General features: G+C 63.6%; 14 protein-coding genes. 4 read left to right on the forward strand and 10 right to left on the reverse strand.

Annotated elements, in window-relative coordinates; translation table 11 throughout:
- Nucleotides 1-101: 101 nt before the first annotated feature.
- Nucleotides 102-2,867 (reverse strand): DNA gyrase subunit A, encoded by a 2,766-nt coding sequence (gene gyrA, locus ACIP1G_RS25745; protein WP_400742050.1) that lies wholly within the window; start codon nucleotides 2,865-2,867, stop codon nucleotides 102-104.
- A gap of 366 nt (nucleotides 2,868-3,233) precedes the next feature.
- Nucleotides 3,234-4,310, reverse strand: coding sequence for an S-methyl-5-thioribose-1-phosphate isomerase (gene mtnA / locus ACIP1G_RS25750; protein WP_400742052.1), 1,077 nt, complete (start codon nucleotides 4,308-4,310; stop codon nucleotides 3,234-3,236).
- Nucleotides 4,311-4,420: 110 nt separating this feature from the next.
- Here mtnA and ubiG point away from each other — a divergent pair, with 110 nt between their 5' ends.
- The 3 genes from ubiG (at nucleotide 4,421) to ACIP1G_RS25765 (ending at nucleotide 6,689) form a co-directional block, all read left to right on the forward strand.
- Nucleotides 4,421-5,119, forward strand: a complete 699-nt coding sequence (gene ubiG / locus ACIP1G_RS25755) for a bifunctional 2-polyprenyl-6-hydroxyphenol methylase/3-demethylubiquinol 3-O-methyltransferase UbiG (RefSeq protein ID WP_201206748.1) — start codon at nucleotides 4,421-4,423, stop codon at nucleotides 5,117-5,119.
- A gap of 2 nt (nucleotides 5,120-5,121) precedes the next feature.
- Nucleotides 5,122-5,793 (forward strand): N-acetylmuramic acid 6-phosphate phosphatase MupP, encoded by a 672-nt coding sequence (mupP, locus tag ACIP1G_RS25760; RefSeq protein ID WP_400742055.1) that lies wholly within the window; start codon nucleotides 5,122-5,124, stop codon nucleotides 5,791-5,793.
- Between the two features lie 155 nt (nucleotides 5,794-5,948).
- Nucleotides 5,949-6,689 (forward strand): YciK family oxidoreductase, encoded by a 741-nt coding sequence (locus tag ACIP1G_RS25765; RefSeq protein WP_400742057.1) that lies wholly within the window; start codon nucleotides 5,949-5,951, stop codon nucleotides 6,687-6,689.
- 107 nt (nucleotides 6,690-6,796) lie between these two features.
- Here ACIP1G_RS25765 and ACIP1G_RS25770 read toward each other — a convergent pair whose 3' ends face one another.
- From ACIP1G_RS25770 to ACIP1G_RS25800, 7 genes are all read right to left on the reverse strand, one after another.
- Nucleotides 6,797-7,582: a TenA family transcriptional regulator gene (locus tag ACIP1G_RS25770; RefSeq protein ID WP_400742060.1), complete on the reverse strand. Its 786-nt coding sequence runs from the start codon at nucleotides 7,580-7,582 to the stop codon at nucleotides 6,797-6,799.
- A gap of 30 nt (nucleotides 7,583-7,612) precedes the next feature.
- Nucleotides 7,613-10,069 (reverse strand): EAL domain-containing protein, encoded by a 2,457-nt coding sequence (locus ACIP1G_RS25775; protein WP_400742062.1) that lies wholly within the window; start codon nucleotides 10,067-10,069, stop codon nucleotides 7,613-7,615.
- 218 nt (nucleotides 10,070-10,287) lie between these two features.
- Nucleotides 10,288-12,120: an ABC transporter ATP-binding protein gene (locus tag ACIP1G_RS25780; protein WP_400742064.1), complete on the reverse strand. Its 1,833-nt coding sequence runs from the start codon at nucleotides 12,118-12,120 to the stop codon at nucleotides 10,288-10,290.
- The gene (locus ACIP1G_RS25785; RefSeq protein WP_400742067.1) at nucleotides 12,113-12,745 is read right to left on the reverse strand and encodes a DsbA family protein; all 633 of its coding nucleotides are present in this window, start codon (nucleotides 12,743-12,745) and stop codon (nucleotides 12,113-12,115) included. Before ACIP1G_RS25785 ends, ACIP1G_RS25780 begins: the two co-directional genes overlap by 8 nt.
- A gap of 3 nt (nucleotides 12,746-12,748) precedes the next feature.
- A complete protein-coding gene (locus tag ACIP1G_RS25790) occupies nucleotides 12,749-13,681 on the reverse strand; it encodes a rhodanese-related sulfurtransferase (RefSeq protein WP_400742070.1) in 933 nt (310 codons plus the stop codon).
- Between the two features lie 229 nt (nucleotides 13,682-13,910).
- The gene (locus ACIP1G_RS25795; RefSeq protein ID WP_400742072.1) at nucleotides 13,911-14,207 is read right to left on the reverse strand and encodes a BolA family protein; all 297 of its coding nucleotides are present in this window, start codon (nucleotides 14,205-14,207) and stop codon (nucleotides 13,911-13,913) included.
- A 10-nt stretch (nucleotides 14,208-14,217) separates the two neighbouring features.
- A complete protein-coding gene (locus ACIP1G_RS25800) occupies nucleotides 14,218-14,742 on the reverse strand; it encodes a DUF2059 domain-containing protein (protein WP_400742075.1) in 525 nt (174 codons plus the stop codon).
- Between the two features lie 154 nt (nucleotides 14,743-14,896).
- Between ACIP1G_RS25800 and ACIP1G_RS25805 the strand changes: the two genes are divergently transcribed.
- Nucleotides 14,897-16,291, forward strand: a complete 1,395-nt coding sequence (locus ACIP1G_RS25805) for a class II fumarate hydratase (protein ID WP_400742077.1) — start codon at nucleotides 14,897-14,899, stop codon at nucleotides 16,289-16,291.
- A 123-nt stretch (nucleotides 16,292-16,414) separates the two neighbouring features.
- Here the strand turns inward: ACIP1G_RS25805 and ACIP1G_RS25810 are convergent, their stop codons facing one another.
- Nucleotides 16,415-17,377, reverse strand: a complete 963-nt coding sequence (locus ACIP1G_RS25810) for a DMT family transporter (protein ID WP_400742080.1) — start codon at nucleotides 17,375-17,377, stop codon at nucleotides 16,415-16,417.
- Nucleotides 17,378-17,665: the final 288 nt, after the last annotated feature.

The following is a 17,665-nucleotide window of genomic DNA, read 5'->3' on the forward strand; positions in this document are numbered from 1 at the left end:
GCTCCTACAAAGAGCAGCCCGCCTCTTCCGGGCCAGGCGTTGCCTGCAGTTATCAGTCAAACGGGGCGACCTTGGTCGCCCCGTTCGGGTTTTACGCTTGCTTACTCCTGCGGGGCCTCTTCGGCGCCTGCAGCTTCATCGTTGTCTGGCACTTCGGCCTCGACGCCCTCCTCGTCCGCCTCGATCACATCATCGAGTTCGTCCTCGGACGGCTCCTGGATCCGCTCCAGGCCCACCAATGTTTCGTCAGCGGCCAGCTTGATCAGGGTAACGCCCTGGGTGTTACGGCTCAGACTGGACACTTCGCCAACCCGGGTGCGCACCAGCGTGCCCTGGTCGGAGATCAGCATGATCTCTTCGCCTTCCTGCACCTGGATAGCGCCGATCAGCAAGCCATTACGCCCTTTGGTGCCCATGGCGATCACGCCCTGGCCACCACGGCCGCGACGTGGGAACTTGGACAGCGGGGTGCGCTTGCCAAAGCCACGCTCGGAAGCGGTGAGGATCTGCGAGCCGGATTCCGGGATCAGCATCGAAATGATCTGCTGGCCCTTGCCCAGCTTCATGCCGCGCACGCCACGGGCGGTACGGCCCATTTCACGCACTACGCTCTCGGCAAAGCGAATGACCTTGCCGGCGTCGGAGAACATCATGACTTCCTTGGCGCCGTCGGTGATGGCCGCTGCAATCAGCGTGTCGCCTTCTTTCAGCTTCAGGGCGATCAGGCCGTTGGAGCGTGGACGGGCGAACTGCACCAACGGGGTCTTCTTGACGGTACCCGAGGCAGTGGCCATGAAGATATACGCGCCAGTCGGCTCTGCCACCCACTCCGGGGTGTCGCCGTCTTCTTCGTCGACTTCTTCAGCCTCTACCAGCTCACCTTCGAGCACGGTGTCATCCGCGTCTTCCAGCTCTTCGTCGAGGTCGGCGTTCTGCTGCAGCGCTTCGAGGTCGATCTGCAGCATGGCGGTGATGCGCTCACCCTCCTCCAGCGGCAGCAGGTTGACCAGCGGGCGACCACGGGCAGCGCGGGACGCTTCAGGGATTTCGTAGGTCTTCTTCCAGTACACCTTGCCCTTGCTGGAGAACAACAGCAGCGTGGCGTGGCTGTTGGCGACCAACAGGTGCTCGATGTAGTCCTCGTCCTTCACGCCGGTCGCCGACTTGCCTTTGCCGCCACGGCGCTGGGCCTGGTAAGCGGACAATGGCTGGGTCTTGGCATAACCACCGTGGGAGATGGTTACCACGCGCTCTTCTTCCGGGATCATGTCGCCGTAGTTGAGGTCGTGGCTGGCATTGAGGATTTCGGTGCGACGGGCATCGCCGTACTCGGCGCGGATGGCTTCCAGCTCTTCGCGGATCACTTCCATCAGGCGCTCGGCGCTGCTGAGGATGCGGATCAGCTCGCCGATCTGCTCGAGGATTTCCTGGTACTCGGCCAGCAGCTTCTCGTGCTCCAGGCCGGTCAGGCGGTGCAGGCGCAGGTCGAGAATGGCCTGGGCCTGCTCCGGCGACAGGAAGTACTTGCCGTCGTGCAGGCCGTACTGCTCCGGCAGGTCTTCAGGGCGGCAGGAGTCGGCGCCTGCGCGCTCGACCATGACCTGCACGGCACTGGATTCCCACGGTGTGGACACCAGGGCTTCCTTGGCTTCGGACGGGGTCGGCGAGGCCTTGATCAGGGCGATGACCGGGTCGATGTTGGACAGCGCAACCGCCTGGCCTTCAAGGATGTGGCCGCGCTCGCGGGCCTTGCGCAGCTCGAATACGGTACGGCGGGTCACCACTTCACGGCGGTGACGGACGAACGCTTCGAGCAGGTCCTTGAGGTTGAGCAGGCGCGGGCGACCGTCGACCAGGGCAACCACGTTGATACCGAACACGCTCTGCAGCTGGGTTTGCTGGTAGAGGTTGTTGAGCACCACCTCGGGCACCTCGCCGCGACGCAGCTCGATGACGATGCGCATGCCGTCCTTGTCGGACTCGTCACGCAGCTCGGTGATGCCTTCGATTTTCTTCTCTTTGACCAGCTCGGCGATCTTCTCGATCAAGCGCGCCTTGTTCAGCTGGTACGGCAGCTCGGTGACGACGATCTGCTGGCGGCCGCCAACCTTGTCGATGTCTTCGATTTCGGAGCGGGCACGCATGTAGATGCGGCCACGGCCGGTGCGATAGGCCTCGATGATGCCCTGGCGGCCGTTGATGATGCCGGCAGTCGGGAAGTCTGGCCCCGGGATGAACTGCATCAGCTCATCGATGGTGACTTCCGGGTTGTCGATCAGCGCCAGGCAGCCGTCGATGACTTCACCGAGGTTGTGTGGCGGAATGTTGGTGGCCATGCCCACGGCGATACCGCTGGAGCCGTTGACCAGCAGGTTCGGGATACGGGTCGGCATGACCGCCGGAATCTGCTCGGTGCCGTCGTAGTTGGGCACCCAGTCGACGGTTTCCTTGTGCAGGTCGGCCAGCAGCTCGTGGGCCAGCTTGGTCATGCGCACTTCGGTGTATCGCATGGCTGCGGCGTTGTCGCCGTCCACCGAGCCGAAGTTGCCCTGGCCGTCGACCAGCAGGTAGCGCAGCGAGAACGGCTGGGCCATACGCACGATGGTGTCGTAGACCGCAGTGTCGCCGTGCGGGTGGTACTTACCGATCACGCCACCGACCACACGGGCGGATTTCTTGTACGGTTTGTTCCAGTCGTTGCCCAGTTCGCTCATCGCATAGAGAACGCGACGATGCACGGGCTTCAAGCCGTCACGCGCATCGGGCAGCGCTCGCCCGACAATCACGCTCATCGCGTAGTCGAGGTAAGACTGTCTCAGTTCGTCTTCGATATTGACCGGGAGGATTTCTTTGGCCAGTTCGCCCATGAGAAGCCTGATTCCTTTTTCTGGTGAAACTTCGCAGCTCCATCAAGGGCCGAACGAAGCTCGCCGCCGCAGCGCATAAGGGTGCGACGACTTACGACAAATCAATGAGTTGTGCCATGGATCTGCGCAATGAAGGCCGCCGTGATGGGCGGTCTTGGAAACTGCCGGATGTTATCACAAAGGCGGGGGCGGTGGGGAGATGTGGCGGGTGGCCTGAAGTGGGTTTGAATCTTGAATTTTTGTTGCCTGTGCCGGCCTCTTCGCGGGTGAACCCGCTCCTACAGGGATATCACATGCCCTGAAGGCAGTGATGCCCCTGTAGGAGCGGGTTCACCCGCGAAGAAGCCGGCACAGACGCTACAAATATCAGTGCAGGCGCTTACGGCACATCAACTGCGCCAATTTGGCGGTATCCGGCCGCTCGACAATGCCACGTTCGGTCACAATCACGTCGATCAGGTCAGCCGGGGTCACATCGAACACCGGGTTGAACACTTCGACATCCGGTGCCACCCGGGTACCGCCGATGTCCAGCAGCTCATCGGCAGCGCGTTCTTCCAGCGGGATGTCCTCGCCGGTGGCCAGGTTCAGGTCGATACTGGTGCTGGGCGCCACCACCATGAAGCGCACGCCATGGTGCATGGCACTGACTGCCAGTTGGTAGGTGCCGATCTTGCTGGCCATGTCGCCGTTCGCGGCGATGCAGTCCGCGCCCACCACCACCCAGGTAATGCCCTTGGTCTTCATCAGGTGGGCCAGCGCCGAGTCGGCGCACAGGGTCACCGGGATGCCTTCGTTGGCCAGCTCCCAGGCCGTCACCCGCGAGCCATGCAGCCAAGGCCGGGTTTCGCCGGCATACACCCGCTCGACCATGCCGTCCAGGTAGCCCGCGCGGATCACCCCCAGCGCGGTGCCGAAGCCACCACTGGCCAAGGCACCGGCACTGCCGTAGGTGAGCAGGGCCTGGGCGTTGCCCTGGTGGCGGCGGATCAGCTCGATGCCGTACTCGGCCATGGTCAGGTTGGCTTCACGGTCGCTTTCGTGGATGGCCACCGCTTCGGCCGCCAACGCCGCCAGCACGTCTTCGTCTGCGCGCAGGCGCTGCAGGCGCTCGCGCATGCGGTTCAGCGCCCAGAACAGATTGGCGGCAGTAGGGCGCGCTTCGGCCAGGCTGAGGAAGTCTTCTTCCAGGTCTATTTCCCAGTCGCCACCTTCGGCCAACCGCTCTTCCAGGGCCAGCACCAGGCCGTAGGCTGCGGCAATGCCGATGGCCGAGGCGCCGCGCACGGCCATGTCGCGGATCGCCGCTGCCACCTGCGCGACATTGTCGCAGGCCAGCCAGCGCTCCTCAGACGGCAGCAGGCGCTGGTCGAGCAGGTGCAAGATGCCGCCGTGCCAGCGGATCCCGGTCACCTTCTCCGCCGCCAAAAGTCGCTCGCGCATCGCCTCTCCCCGTCGTTCGGATATCAAAAGCCGGCGATTATAGCGACCCTCGGGGCCAAGCGCTCGGGTATACTCCGGCGCAATTTTGCGAAGTTTCAGAGGACTGTTCAATGAGCAACGTCGACCGCGCCGAAATCGCCAAGTTCGAAGCGCTGGCCCACCGCTGGTGGGACCGCGAAAGCGAGTTCAAGCCGCTGCACGAAATCAACCCGCTGCGCGTCAACTGGATCGACGAGCGCGCCAGCCTGGCCGGCAAGAAGGTGCTGGACGTGGGTTGCGGTGGCGGCATCCTCAGCGAAGCCATGGCCCTGCGCGGCGCCACGGTTACCGGTATCGACATGGGCGAGGCGCCATTGGCCGTTGCCCAGCTGCACCAGCTGGAGTCGGGCGTACAGGTAGAGTACCGGCAGATCACTGCCGAGGCCCTGGCCGAGGAAATGCCCGAACAGTTCGACGTGGTCACCTGCCTGGAAATGCTTGAGCACGTGCCCGACCCATCCTCGGTCATCCGCGCCTGCTACCGCATGGTCAAGCCGGGCGGCCAGGTGTTCTTCTCCACCATCAACCGCAACCCCAAGGCCTACATGCTGGCCATCGTCGGCGCCGAGTACATCCTGAAGATGCTGCCGCGCGGTACCCACGACTTCAAGAAGTTCATCCGCCCGTCCGAGCTGGGTGCCTGGAGCCGCGACGCTGGCCTGCAAGTGAAAGACATCATCGGCCTGACCTACAACCCGCTGACCAAGCACTACAAGCTCAACAGCGACGTCGACGTCAACTACATGATCCAGACCCTGCGCGAGGAATAAGCATGCGTTTGCGAGCAGTACTCTTCGACATGGACGGCACCTTGCTCGACACGGCGCCGGACTTCATCGCCATCTGCCAGGCCATGCTCGCCGAGCGCGGCCTGCCGGCCGTTGACGACAACCTGATCCGCGGCGTGATCTCTGGCGGTGCCCGGGCGATGGTCGCCACCACGTTCGCCATGGACCCGGAAGCCGAAGGCTTCGAAGCCTTGCGCCTGGAGTTCCTTGAGCGCTACCAGCGCGACTGCGCGGTGCACAGCAAGCTGTTCGACGGCATGGGCGAGCTGCTGGCCGACATCGAGAAAGGCAACCTGCTGTGGGGCGTGGTCACCAACAAACCGGTGCGCTTCGCCGAACCGATCATGCAGCAGCTGGGCCTGGCCGAGCGCTCGGCGCTGCTGATCTGCCCGGACCATGTAAAAAACAGCAAACCCGACCCCGAGCCGCTGATCCTGGCCTGCAAGACCCTGGACCTGGACCCGGCCACGGTACTGTTCGTCGGCGACGACCTGCGCGACATCGAGTCTGGCCGCGACGCCGGCACTCGCACGGCGGCCGTGCGCTACGGCTATATTCATCCAGAGGACAACCCCAACAACTGGGGTGCCGACGTGGTGGTGGACCACCCACTGGAACTGCGCAAGGTTATCGACAGCGCGCTGTGCGGCTGCTGAACCCAGACTGATGCCCGGGCACCGTCCTTTGTAGGAGCGGGTTCACCCGCGAATGCGTACGATCAGGCACCCGCGTTGTCTGGGCTGGCGCATTCGCGGGTAAACCCGCTCCTACAAGGGACGGGGTCGCCCTTACGAACTCGAAGGACAGAACCATGTTCGACTACACTGCCCGCCCCGGCCTGCTGCAAGGCCGGGTCATCCTGGTTACCGGTGCCGGCCGCGGCATCGGCGCCGCTGCCGCCAAGGCCTATGCCGCGCTGGGTGCCACCGTGCTGCTGCTGGGCAAGACCGAGGCCAACCTGAACGAGGTCTACGACCAGATCGAAGCTGCCGGGCACCCGCAACCGGTGGTCATCCCGTTCAACCTGGAAACCGCCCTGCCCCACCAGTACGACGAACTGGCGGTCATGATCGAGGACCAGTTCGGCCGCCTCGACGGCCTGCTGAACAATGCCTCGATCATTGGCCCGCGCACGCCACTGGAGCAGCTGTCGGGCGACAACTTCATGCGCGTGATGCACATCAACGTCGATGCCACCTTCATGCTCACCAGCACCCTGCTGCCGCTGCTGAAGCTGTCGGAGGATGCCTCGGTGGTGTTCACCAGCAGCAGCGTCGGACGCAAGGGCCGGGCCTACTGGGGGGCCTATGGGGTATCGAAGTTCGCCACCGAGGGGCTGATGCAAACCCTGGCCGATGAGCTGGAAGGCGTGGCGCCGGTGCGCTCCAACAGCATCAACCCGGGCGCCACGCGCACGGCGATGCGGGCGCAGGCGTACCCTAGCGAGAACCCGCAGAACAACCCGCTGCCCGAGGACATCATGCCGGTGTACCTGTACCTGATGGGGCCGGACAGCAAGGAAGTGAATGGGCAGGCGCTTAACGCCCAGTAGGGTTTTTGCCTGTGCCGGCCTCTTCGCGGGTAAACCCGCTCCTACAGGGGGTTGCGTACCCTTGCAGGAGCGGGTTTACCCGCGAAGAGGCCAGCACAGGCGAATAATCAGCCCGCTGCCAACGCCGGGCGCATGCGCCCCTGCTGGCGCCCTTCCAGTTGCATGCAGCGCTCCAGGAACAGGAACATGCAGTCGTAACTCTTGCAAATCGCCTTGCGCAGCTCGTTGCGCAGCCCCAGGCTCGGGTTCTCACCAGCCAGGGTACAAATGATCTCCAGCGCCTCCCACGGGTGGGCATCGTCATACTGGGCATGCATCTTCAACCACTTCATCGCCCGCTTGCGCCCTTCTTCAGGGAAACCCTGCGCATAGGTATCGGTCGAACACACCACCGCCGACCATTCCCCGGTCGCACCTTCAATGGCGTAGTTGGTCGCCGCCATGGAAATGGCCAGGTTCTCGGTGGCGCACACGCGCCAGCACCAGTCGTTCAGGCCATTAAGCTCGGGCGGCACTTCCTGGGCCTGCAACTCATGCAGGTGCACGCCGTGCGCCTGGCACCAGTTCACCCAGTAGTCGGCATGGTTGAGCTCTACGCGAATATTGCGCATCAGCCAGCGCCGCGCCATGTCTTCGCCCTGGTGCCGGCCATAGCGGGTCTTGGTCAGGTTGTGGGCCATGTACAGCGAAAATTGCTCCACCACCGGCCAGCCACCAACCAGGTACTGGCGAATGGTCGATTGCTTCAGCTGGCCATCGCGCAGGCGTGCATAGAACTCGTGCTCGACTACCCGGCGCTTGCTCTCGCGGCAGTCTTCAATCAGTTGCTGGGCCCATTTGGGGTAGCTGGCGGGGTCCATCAAAGGTCCGATACGTACGAATGCATCAATCACTTTCAGCTCCTTGATCCTTGTGATTTCTAGCTAGCGAAACGTGCCAGGCGCCCGCTGCAACAGAGGCCGGGCGGCGATCCGTTGGCGCTGCAGACTGTCACAGGTGAACACCTGGGGGCGTTCAATCAGGTAGCCCTGGGCGTAATCCACGCCAATTTCCTGCAAGGCCTGCTCGATCAAGGGGGTTTCGACGAACTCGGCAATAGTGCGCTTACCCATCACGTGGCCGATGTGGTTGATGACCTCGACCATGGCCCGGTTGACCGGATCGTCGAGCATGTCCTTGACGAAACTCCCGTCGATCTTCAGGTAGTCCACGGGCAAGTGCTTGAGGTAGGCGAACGACGACATGCCTGCGCAGAAGTCGTCGAGCGAGAATCGGCAGCCCAGCCCCTTCAACTCGTTGATGAAGCGGATGGCGCTGCCCAGGTTGGCAATGGCGCTGGTTTCGGTGATTTCGAAACAGATCATCCGCGGCGGGATGGCGTATTCGACAAATAGCCACTGCAGGTACTCAAGGAACTTGTCGTCGCCGATACTCGACCCGGACAAGTTGATTGCGCAGATCGACAGCGGCCCCTCACGCCCTTCGTCCAGGCATTGGCGGATGACCAGGAACACATTGCGTACCACCCAGCGATCCAGTGCTGTCATCAGGCCGTAGCGCTCGGCCGCCGGGATGAAGCTGCTGGGCAGGATGGTGCGGCCGCTTTCGTCATGCAGGCGCAGCAGGATCTCGATATGGCCCGGGCCTTCGAAGGTTTTCAGCGGGGCGATTTCCTGGGCGTACAGGCAGAAGCGGTTTTCTTCAAGCGCCACGTGCAAGCGCTGGATCCAGGCCATTTCGCCAAAGCGCATGGACAGTTCACTGTCGTCGGCGTGGTACACCTGCACGCGGTTGCGGCCCTTCTCTTTGGCCATGTAGCAGGCCATGTCGGCAGCGCGCAGCGAGGTCTCCAGGGTGCCGGGGGCCTGGGCCATGTGCACCAGGCCAACGCTGACGGTGGTGACGAACGGCCGCCCCTTCCACACAAAGTGCAGGCTCTGGACCATCTGGCGCAGTTGCTCGGCAATGCGCTCGGCCTGGTCGGGCGGGCAGCTTTCCAGCAGCACGCCGAATTCGTCGCCGCCCAGCCGGGCCAGGGTGTCGCCTTCGCGCAGGCCGGACTGCAGCACGGCACAGATGTGCCGCAGCAACTCATCGCCAGCGGCATGGCCACAGGTGTCGTTGACCAACTTGAACTGGTCGAGGTCGAGGAACATCAGCGAATGCCGCCCGGCCTGGCGGGCCAGGCCGTTGAGCGCCTGCTCCAGGCGATATTCGAACTCGCGGCGGTTGGCCAGGCCGGTCAGGGCGTCGTGGGTTGCCTGCCAGGACAGGTTGGCGATGTACTGGCGCTCCTGGGTCATGTCATGCAGCACCAGTACGATGCCGTTGACCACGCCGTCATTGACGATGGGCGAGCCCACCAGGTTGATCGAAACGGTGCTGCCGTCCAGGCGCTGGATCAGCCGGGCATGTTCGGCGCCGCCCTTGAGGCTGCCGCTGAGCACCTGTTCGACCAGGCTGCGGCCGTCTTCCTCGGCCTGCTCGTCGACCAGGCTGAACAGCGCCGACAGCGGCAAGCCCTGGGCGTGGCCAGCCTGCCAGTGGGTCAGTTGTTCGGCGGCCGGGTTCATGTAGCCGATATTGCCCTCGACATCGGTGGTGATCACCGCGTCGCCAATGGCCTGCAGGGTAATCTGCGCCCGCTCCTTTTCTTCCTGCAGGGCGCTGGCAAAGGCCTGGCGCTGGGCCAGAAGCTTGCTGGAGCGGCGCCAGGCGATGGCAATCAGAAACATCGCAGTCAACAGGTTGGTGATCAGCAGCACCTGCAACAACATGCGCGAGCCTTCGCCCAACGCATCGCTGAACGCCTTGGCCGCCGGCGTTACCCCTTCGTTGATGGTGGCGATGCGCACCTTCCAGTCGCTGACCTTATGGGCGTCGACCTGGCCAGACGTGAAGCCTTGATGCATTTCAACGGCCACGACATCCAGTTTGGCCAGGTAATCGTCGCCGATATCCCAGTAGTCGACGGCTGTCTGCATGTAGCTGACATTGCGGAAGTTGCGGTAGAACCAGATGATCTGCTCGACATCATCGGGGTGGTTGCCGCCCTGCAAGACGGCCTCGCGCGCGGCATCCAGATCGGGGCGCGGCTGGTCGAGCACTTCGCGCAACTGGTGGTCGCCCTGGGGCACGGTGATGGCCCGGCGATAGCGCTGGTAGGTACTGTCGTCGCGGGTTTCGGCGTACAGGTTGAGGTAATAGATGGCGTCTTTCTGCGCCTTGGACCACAGGCTTTCACCGGCGACATAGGCGCGCACGGCCGAGAGCGTATACAAACTGAGGCTGCCCAGCGCCACCTGGAAGACCACAACGGCGATGAAAGGCCAGGTGATACCGAGCAACTTTGGCGCTTCTAGAGTGCGATGTCCCTTCATGGATTCCCTGTCACAGAGCAGATAAGGCGCAAATCAACCCAGACAAGCACAGCGTAGGCCATTTGCCATCGCTATGGAGGGGATTTTTATGACAAGGAATCGGGGGATTTGTATAGGCTGTGCTGGCCTCTTCGCGGGTAAACCCGCTCCTACAACGATATCGCAGGTCTGTAGGAGCGGGTTGACCCGCGAAGAGGCCAGCACAGGCAGCCAAAGATTCAGCTTTGCTGCAGATGCCCATAAAGCTTGGCATACAGCCCACCCTCGGCAATCAGCTGCTGGTGGTCACCGTCCTCGGCCACATGCCCGCCATCGAACACCAGCACCCGGTCGGCCTGCTTCACCGCCGACAGGCGGTGGGCAATGATCAGCGTGGTACGGCCGCTGAGGAAGCGCGCCAGCGCCTGGTGCAGGTTGTACTCGGTGGCGGCATCGAGGGCCGAGGTGGCTTCGTCGAGGATGACCACCTTGGGCTCGGCCAGCACCATGCGGGCAATGGCCAGGCGTTGGCGCTGGCCACCGGACAAGCGCACACCGGAGCGCCCCACCACACTGTCCAGGCCCTGCGGCAAGGCGGCGATGGTGGCATCCAGCTGGGCGATGCGCAGCGCCTGCCAGCAGGCCTCGTCGCTGCAGTCGCGGCCCATGGTCAGGTTGGCGCGCACGCTGTCGTTGAACAGCGATGGGTGCTGCAACACTACCGCGACGTTTTCGCGCAGGGTTTCCAGGCCGATTTCCTGCAGGCTGGCACCGCCAAAGCGGATGGTACCGGCCTGGGCGCTATACAGGCCCAACAGCAACTGCACCAGGGTACTTTTGCCGCCGCCGCTGGCGCCGACAATCGCCACCTTCTCGCCTGGCGCAATGGACAGGTCCAGGTGTTCGAGCACCGGCTCGTCGGCATAGGCAAAGCGCAGGTCGCGCACTTCGATACCTACCGTCTCGCGGCCGGCGAACGGGTCGCTGGCGGCCGGGTACTGCGGCTCGTCGGCACGCGCCAGCAGTTCGTTGAGGCGGCTCAGCGCACCACCGGCGGCGTAGTAGGCGTATTGCAGGTTGAGCAGCTGCTCCACCGGGCCGATCATGAACCACAGGTAGCTGAACACCGCCAGCATCTGGCCGATCGACAGATCGGAGAACAGCACGGTGAGCATGGCCGCCGCGCGGAAGATGTCGATGCCGAACTGGAACAGCAGGCCACTGGCACGGCCACTGGCATCACTCTTCCATTGCGAGTCCACGGCATAGTCGCGCACTTCGCGGGCACGCAGGCCCAAACGACCGAGGAAGTAGCCCTGGCGGTTGCTGGCGCGGATTTCCTGGATGGCATCGAGGGTTTCCGCCAGCGCCTGGGTAAAGCGCGCGGTACTGTCGTTTTCGAGCTTTTTCAGGTGTTTGACGCGCTTGCCCAGTTGCACGGTGAAATAGATCACCAGCGGGTTGAACAGCAGGATCAGCAACGCTAGCTGCCAATGCATCCAGATCAGGATTGCCGCCGTGCCGGTCAGGGTCAGCATGGCCACCAGGAAACGGCTGAGGGTTTCGCCGACGAATTTGTCCAGCGTGTCCAGGTCGGTGACCAGGTGGGTGGTTACCGTGCCGCTGCCCAGGCTTTCGTATTCTTTCAGCGATATACGCTTGAGCCGCTCGATCAGGCGAATGCGCAAGCGGTAGACGATGTCCTTGGCCAAGCCAGCGAACAACTTGGCCTGGACCACGTTGAACGCCAGGGCGGCCAGGCGCAGGCACAGGGTGAGCGCCAGCATCAGCCCGATGTAGCCGGCTGCCACCTGCCAACTGGAAGGCAGCAGGTGGTTCATCCACTTCAGCGCAGCATCGCCATGGCCAAGCAGCACTTCGTCCACCAGCAGCGGCAGCAGCAGCGGGATAGGCACGCTGCAGCAGGCCGCCAGCACGGCGATAAAGTTGGCGGACCAGAGGTTTTTCTTGTGATGCAGGGCCAGGCGGCGGATTTCCGCCCAGCTCAGTCGATCGGCCGCAGTGTATGGCTTGCCCGGCACCGGGTCGGGTGACCCAGGCACATCAAGCACAGACGGCCTGCTGCAGCCAGCGGCCGAGCAAGGGTTGCAGGCGCTCCAGCGGCTGGAAGCCGTTGGTCAGCAAGGCCAGTTGGCCATTGCGTTCGGCCAGCAGGGTCGGGAAGCCGGCAATCCCCAGGTCCTGGGCCCAGCTGAAATCGGCTGCGGTGGCGGCGCGGGTGTCGGCACGGGTAAAGGTTTCGGCAAACACGGAACGCTCGAAGCCTGCCTGTTCGGCCAGGTCGACCAGCTGCGGCGCAGTGGTCACATCCATACCCTGCTCGTAGAACGAGCGCTGGATCAGCGCCAACAGCGGCCAGACGCGCTCGGCGTGCAGCTCGCGGGCGGTGACCAGGGCGCGGCAGGCCGGCTCGGTGTCGTAGACGAAGCCGTCGGGCATGGCGCCCTCGAAACGGAACGGCTGGCCGGTGGCTTCAGCCACGGCCTGCCAATGCTCGAGGATGTACTTGCGGGTGGAGCCGTCCAGGGCGCTGCCGCCGGTGCGCAGCCCGCCCGTCACCAGGCGGGTGGGCACGCCTGCCTCACGCGCCTGGGCAATCAGGGCCGCGGCCACTGGCGCGAAACCCCAGCACCAGGAGCACATCGGGTCCATCACATAGATCAGGCGTGCAGACATGCATCAAGCCTCGGCTTTGTAGTTGAAACCGATCGGGTGCGGCAGGTTGCGGGCCTTGGCCAGCTCGATCTGCTTCTGCCGGTCGATGGCACTGCGCCGGGTCTTTTCGCTCAGGGTGTCCCAGCAATGCGGGCAGCTGACACCTGGCGAGTAGTGCTCGGACGCGCGCTCCTCTGCATTGATCGGGTGGCGGCAGGCGTGGCACTGGTCGTACTCGCCTTCGCTCAGGTCATGGCGCACCGTGACGCGGTTGTCGAAGACGAAGCAGTCGCCGTCCCACAGGCTTTGTTCCTGAGGCACTTCCTCGAAGTACTTCAGGATGCCGCCCTTAAGATGATAGACCGCCTCAAAGCCTTCACCGAGCATGTAGCTGGAAGCTTTTTCGCAACGGATGCCACCGGTGCAGAACATGGCAACTTTCTTGTGCTTGCTGGGGTCGAAGTTGGCCTTGATGTACTCCGGGAACTCGCGGAAGGTTTCGGTCTTCGGGTCGATGGCGCCCTTGAAGGTACCGATGGCCACTTCGTAGTCGTTGCGGGTATCGATCAGCAGCACTTCAGGGTCGCTGATCAGGGCGTTCCAGTCCTTGGGCTCGACATAGGTGCCGACCGCCTGGTTGGGGTCTACGCCCGGCACGCCGAGGGTGACGATCTCTTTCTTGAGCTTGACCTTGGTGCGGTAGAACGGTTGTTCGTCGCAGTACGACTCTTTATGGTCGACATCGACCAGGCGCGGGTCGTTGCGCAGCCAGGCCAGCAGGCCATCGATGCCTTCGCGGGTGGCCGACACAGTGCCGTTGATGCCCTCGTGGGCCAGCAGCAGGGTGCCTTTGACATCATTGTCGAGCATGGCCTTGAGCAGTGGCTCACGCAACTCGATGTAGTCTTCCAGGGTGACGAACTTGTACAGCGCCGCGACGACGATGGCTTGGGACATGTAACAGAATCTCCAGGTGGTTGCCCTCGTAAGGGGCGGACCGGGTTTGACAGTGTGGCAAAAAAACAGGGGGCGCTTTGCGCCCCATTCGCGGCACAAGGCCGCTCCTACAGGGGAATGCGTTAGCCGACGGCCTGCGCTATCCCTGTAGGAGCGGCCTTGTGCCGCGAATGGGCCGCAAGGCGGCCCCCCAGGATGAAGCGGATTCTACCAGAACAACAGCAAGGTTTCAGTGCCCGCCGCCCGCACACACCGGCGAGGCCGGTGCAACGCCGACCTTGGCCCACTCTTCGGCGGTGTAGGTATGGATGGCCAGGGCATGGATTTCACCCATCAGCTCGCCCATGGTGGCGTACACCTTCTGGTGGCGCTTGACGCTGTTCAACCCGGCAAACTGCTCGCAGACGATCACTGCCTTGTAGTGGGTCTCCTGACCACGACTGTGCATGTGGCTTTCGTTGAGCACTTGCAGGTGTTGCGGCGCCAAGGCGGCCAACTGCTGTTCGATACGCTGTTGCATGGTCATTGCGGCGTACTCACTTCTTCGCTGGGGCGGCGGCCTTGCCAGCGTTCGGGTCCAGTTCCTTGGTCATGTCTTCCAGCAGCTTGTTCACCACCGGTACCGCTGGCTCCAGGCTCTGCTGGGTCAGCTGCGCCGACTGCTGGGTGACCTTGGGCATTTCACGCAGCACTTTCTTGCCCAGCGGCGACTCGTAGAACTTGACCAGGTCCTTGAGCTCTTGCTCGGTGAAGGTCTGGGTGTACAGGTCGACCATCTTCGGCTTCAGCTTGTTCCAGCCGATGGCGTTGTCCAGCGCGGCGTTGGCCTTGGCCTGGTAGCTTTCCAGCACTGGCTGCTTGGCAGCCGGGGCCTTGGTCTGGGCGAAACGCTGGGCGAACATCTGCTGCACCTGCATGTACACCGGGGTGCCCAGCTTTTCGGCGTTGGCCAGGGTCAGGAATTTCTCGGCAGCAGCGTTGTGGCTGGCAGTGGCAGCGAGTACCTGGCCGCTGGCGCAAGCCAGGGCAACGGCGGCACAAAGGACACGGAGACGGGTCATTGCATTTCCTTCAAGGAGAGGGAGGCGGGTACCTCAGAGTAGAGCATTCTGCGCCGTGGTGGCGATGTGCTCAAGTGGCACGACGAGCGACGGAACCGCTCGGTCGAATCAGGGCCTAAACTGCGAATTCGAACCACACAGGAGTGCGTACAGAATGAGCCGTATCGAGACAGACAGCCTGGGCCCGGTCGAAGTTCCGGAGGACGCCTACTGGGGTGCGCAGACCCAACGTTCGCTGATCAACTTCGCCATTGGCAAGGAACGCATGCCCCTCGCGGTCCTGCACGCCCTGGCACTGATCAAGAAGGCCGCAGCGCGCGTCAACGACCGCAACGGCGACCTGCCGGCCGACATCGCCCGGCTGATCGAACAAGCCGCCGATGAAGTGCTGGCTGGCCAGCACGATGACCAGTTTCCGCTCGTCGTCTGGCAGACCGGCAGTGGCACCCAGAGCAACATGAACGTCAACGAAGTGATCGCCGGGCGCGCCAACGAACTGGCCGGCAAGGGCCGTGGCGGCAAGGCGCCCGTGCACCCCAACGACCACGTCAACCGCTCGCAGAGCTCCAACGACTGCTTCCCCACCGCCATGCACATTGCCGCGGCCAAGGCGGTGCAGGAAAAACTGCTGCCGGCGATCACCGAACTGTCTTCCGGGCTGGCCGAGCTGTCGGCTCGCCATCACAAGCTGGTGAAGACTGGCCGCACGCACATGATGGACGCCACGCCGATCACCTTCGGCCAGGAGGTGTCCGCCTTCGTCGCCCAGCTTGACTACGCCCAGCGCGCCATCCGCGCCACCCTGCCCGCAGTGTGCGAGCTGGCCCAGGGCGGCACCGCCGTGGGCACCGGGCTCAATGCCCCGCATGGCTTTGCCGAAGCCATCGCCGCCGAGCTGGCGGCAGAATCCGGCTTGCCGTTCGTAACCGCGCCGAACAAGTTCGCCGCCCTCGCCGGCCACGAACCGCTGACCAGCCTGGCCGGCGCCCTGAAGACCCTGGCCGTGGCCCTGATGAAAATCGCCAACGACCTGCGCCTGCTGGGTTCTGGCCCACGCGCCGGGCTGGCCGAGGTGCGCTTGCCCGCCAACGAGCCGGGCAGCTCGATCATGCCGGGCAAGGTCAACCCTACCCAGTGCGAGGCGCTGTCGATGCTGGCCTGCCAGGTGCTGGGCAACGATGCGGCCATCGGCTTTGCCGCCAGCCAGGGGCATTTGCAGTTGAACGTGTTCAAGCCGGTGATCATCCACAACCTGTTGCAGTCGATTGAACTGCTGGCCGATGGCTGCCGTAATTTCCAGCAGCATTGCGTGGCGGGCATCGAGCCGGATGCCGAGCAGATGGCGGCGCACCTGGAGCGCGGGTTGATGCTGGTGACGGCGCTGAACCCGCATATTGGCTATGACAAGGCGGCGGAAATTGCCAAGAAGGCCTACGGCGAGGGCAAGACCTTGCGCGAGGCGGCATTGGAGTTGAAGTATTTGACCAATGAGCAGTTCGACCAGTGGGTGCGGCCGGAGAACATGCTGGCGCCGGGGGGTAAAGGCTGAGTGATCTGTAGCCTGTGCCGGCCCTTTCGCGGGTAAACCCGCTCCTACATGGACCCCACAAGGCTGAATATTGTGGGGTCCATGTAGGAGCGGGTTCACCCGCGAAAGGGCCGGCACAGGCGATCAGTGAACCTGGGCCAACCGCGCCCGGCGGGCCCGCCAGCTGGCCACCAGCGATGGCCCCAGCGCCACCAGCGCCGAGCCGAACACCACCGTCACCGCCCCCACATAGCCCAGGGCATTGATGTCCTCGGCATGCACATACTCAGGCCACACCACCGCCGCCACAGCCACCGCAACAAAGGTCACCAGCGGGGTCAGCGCCAGCGTGGCACTCACCCGCGACGCCTCCCAGTGCGCCAGCGCCTCGGCAAACGCACCATAGGCCACCAGGGTGTTCAGGCAGCAGGCCAGCAACAGCCAGCCCTGCACCGGGGTCAGTTGCAACGCCTCCAGCGGGTGTACCCAGGGCGTTAGCAGCGCCGCACAGCTCAGGTAGATCACCATCATCACCTGCTGCGATTGCCACACCGTCAGCAGCTGCTTCTGGCTCAGGGCGTAGAACACCCAGATGCTGGTGGCCAGCAAGATGGTCAGCACGCCGGTGGTGTAGGTACCCAGCGAGGTCAGCAGCTCTTCCAGGCGCTGGTTGAAGAACAGGCCAAAACCGCCCAGCAGAATCAACAGGCCCACGCCCTGCCCCACGCTGAAACGCTCGCGGAACACGAACACGCTGGCCACCAGCAACAGCACCGGGCCAATCTGCACCACCAGCTGCGCGGTGCCCGGGCTAAGCAGGTTGAGGCCGATCAGGTACAGCACGTAGTTGCCCATCAAGCCGAGCACGGCCACCACGACCAGGCCCTTGCCCTTGGGCGCCAGCTTGCTGAAGGACGGCAAGCTGCGCTTGGCCGCCAGCCAGGCGAACAGCAGGCCACCGGAGACCAGCAGGCGGTACCAGGTGACGGTGATCGGATCGACCACTTGCAACACCTGCTTGAGCTTGATCGGCAAGATACCCCAGAGCAGTGCCGTCAGAAGTGCCAGGAACAGGCCATAGCCCCAGCGGCCGGAAGTGGTGTGCATAAAGTCCTCGATCAAGCCCGTGGTGGGGGTTGTTGAATTCTACGGGCTTGGAGGGTGGGGGCGGTGGAGAGTGCCGAGAAAAGAATTCATCAGGTCATTCTTTTGGGGCATGGCTGGTGCTTGCCTTGAGATGTTGGGTGCCTGTGAGATCGAGCGCCGCCAGGTGTTCACCGAAACATTTTCAGCGCCTGCAAGATCGAGCGCCGCCCGCGCGGCGCTTCGCGGCTAAAGCCGCTCCTACGTTTGTTTCGGGCCAATTATGCCTGTGGGATTTGCGCGCGAACGCCT

The sequence above is a fragment of the Pseudomonas sp. NPDC089392 genome, assembly GCF_044749595.1.
Classification (GTDB): Bacteria; Pseudomonadota; Gammaproteobacteria; order Pseudomonadales; family Pseudomonadaceae; genus Aquipseudomonas.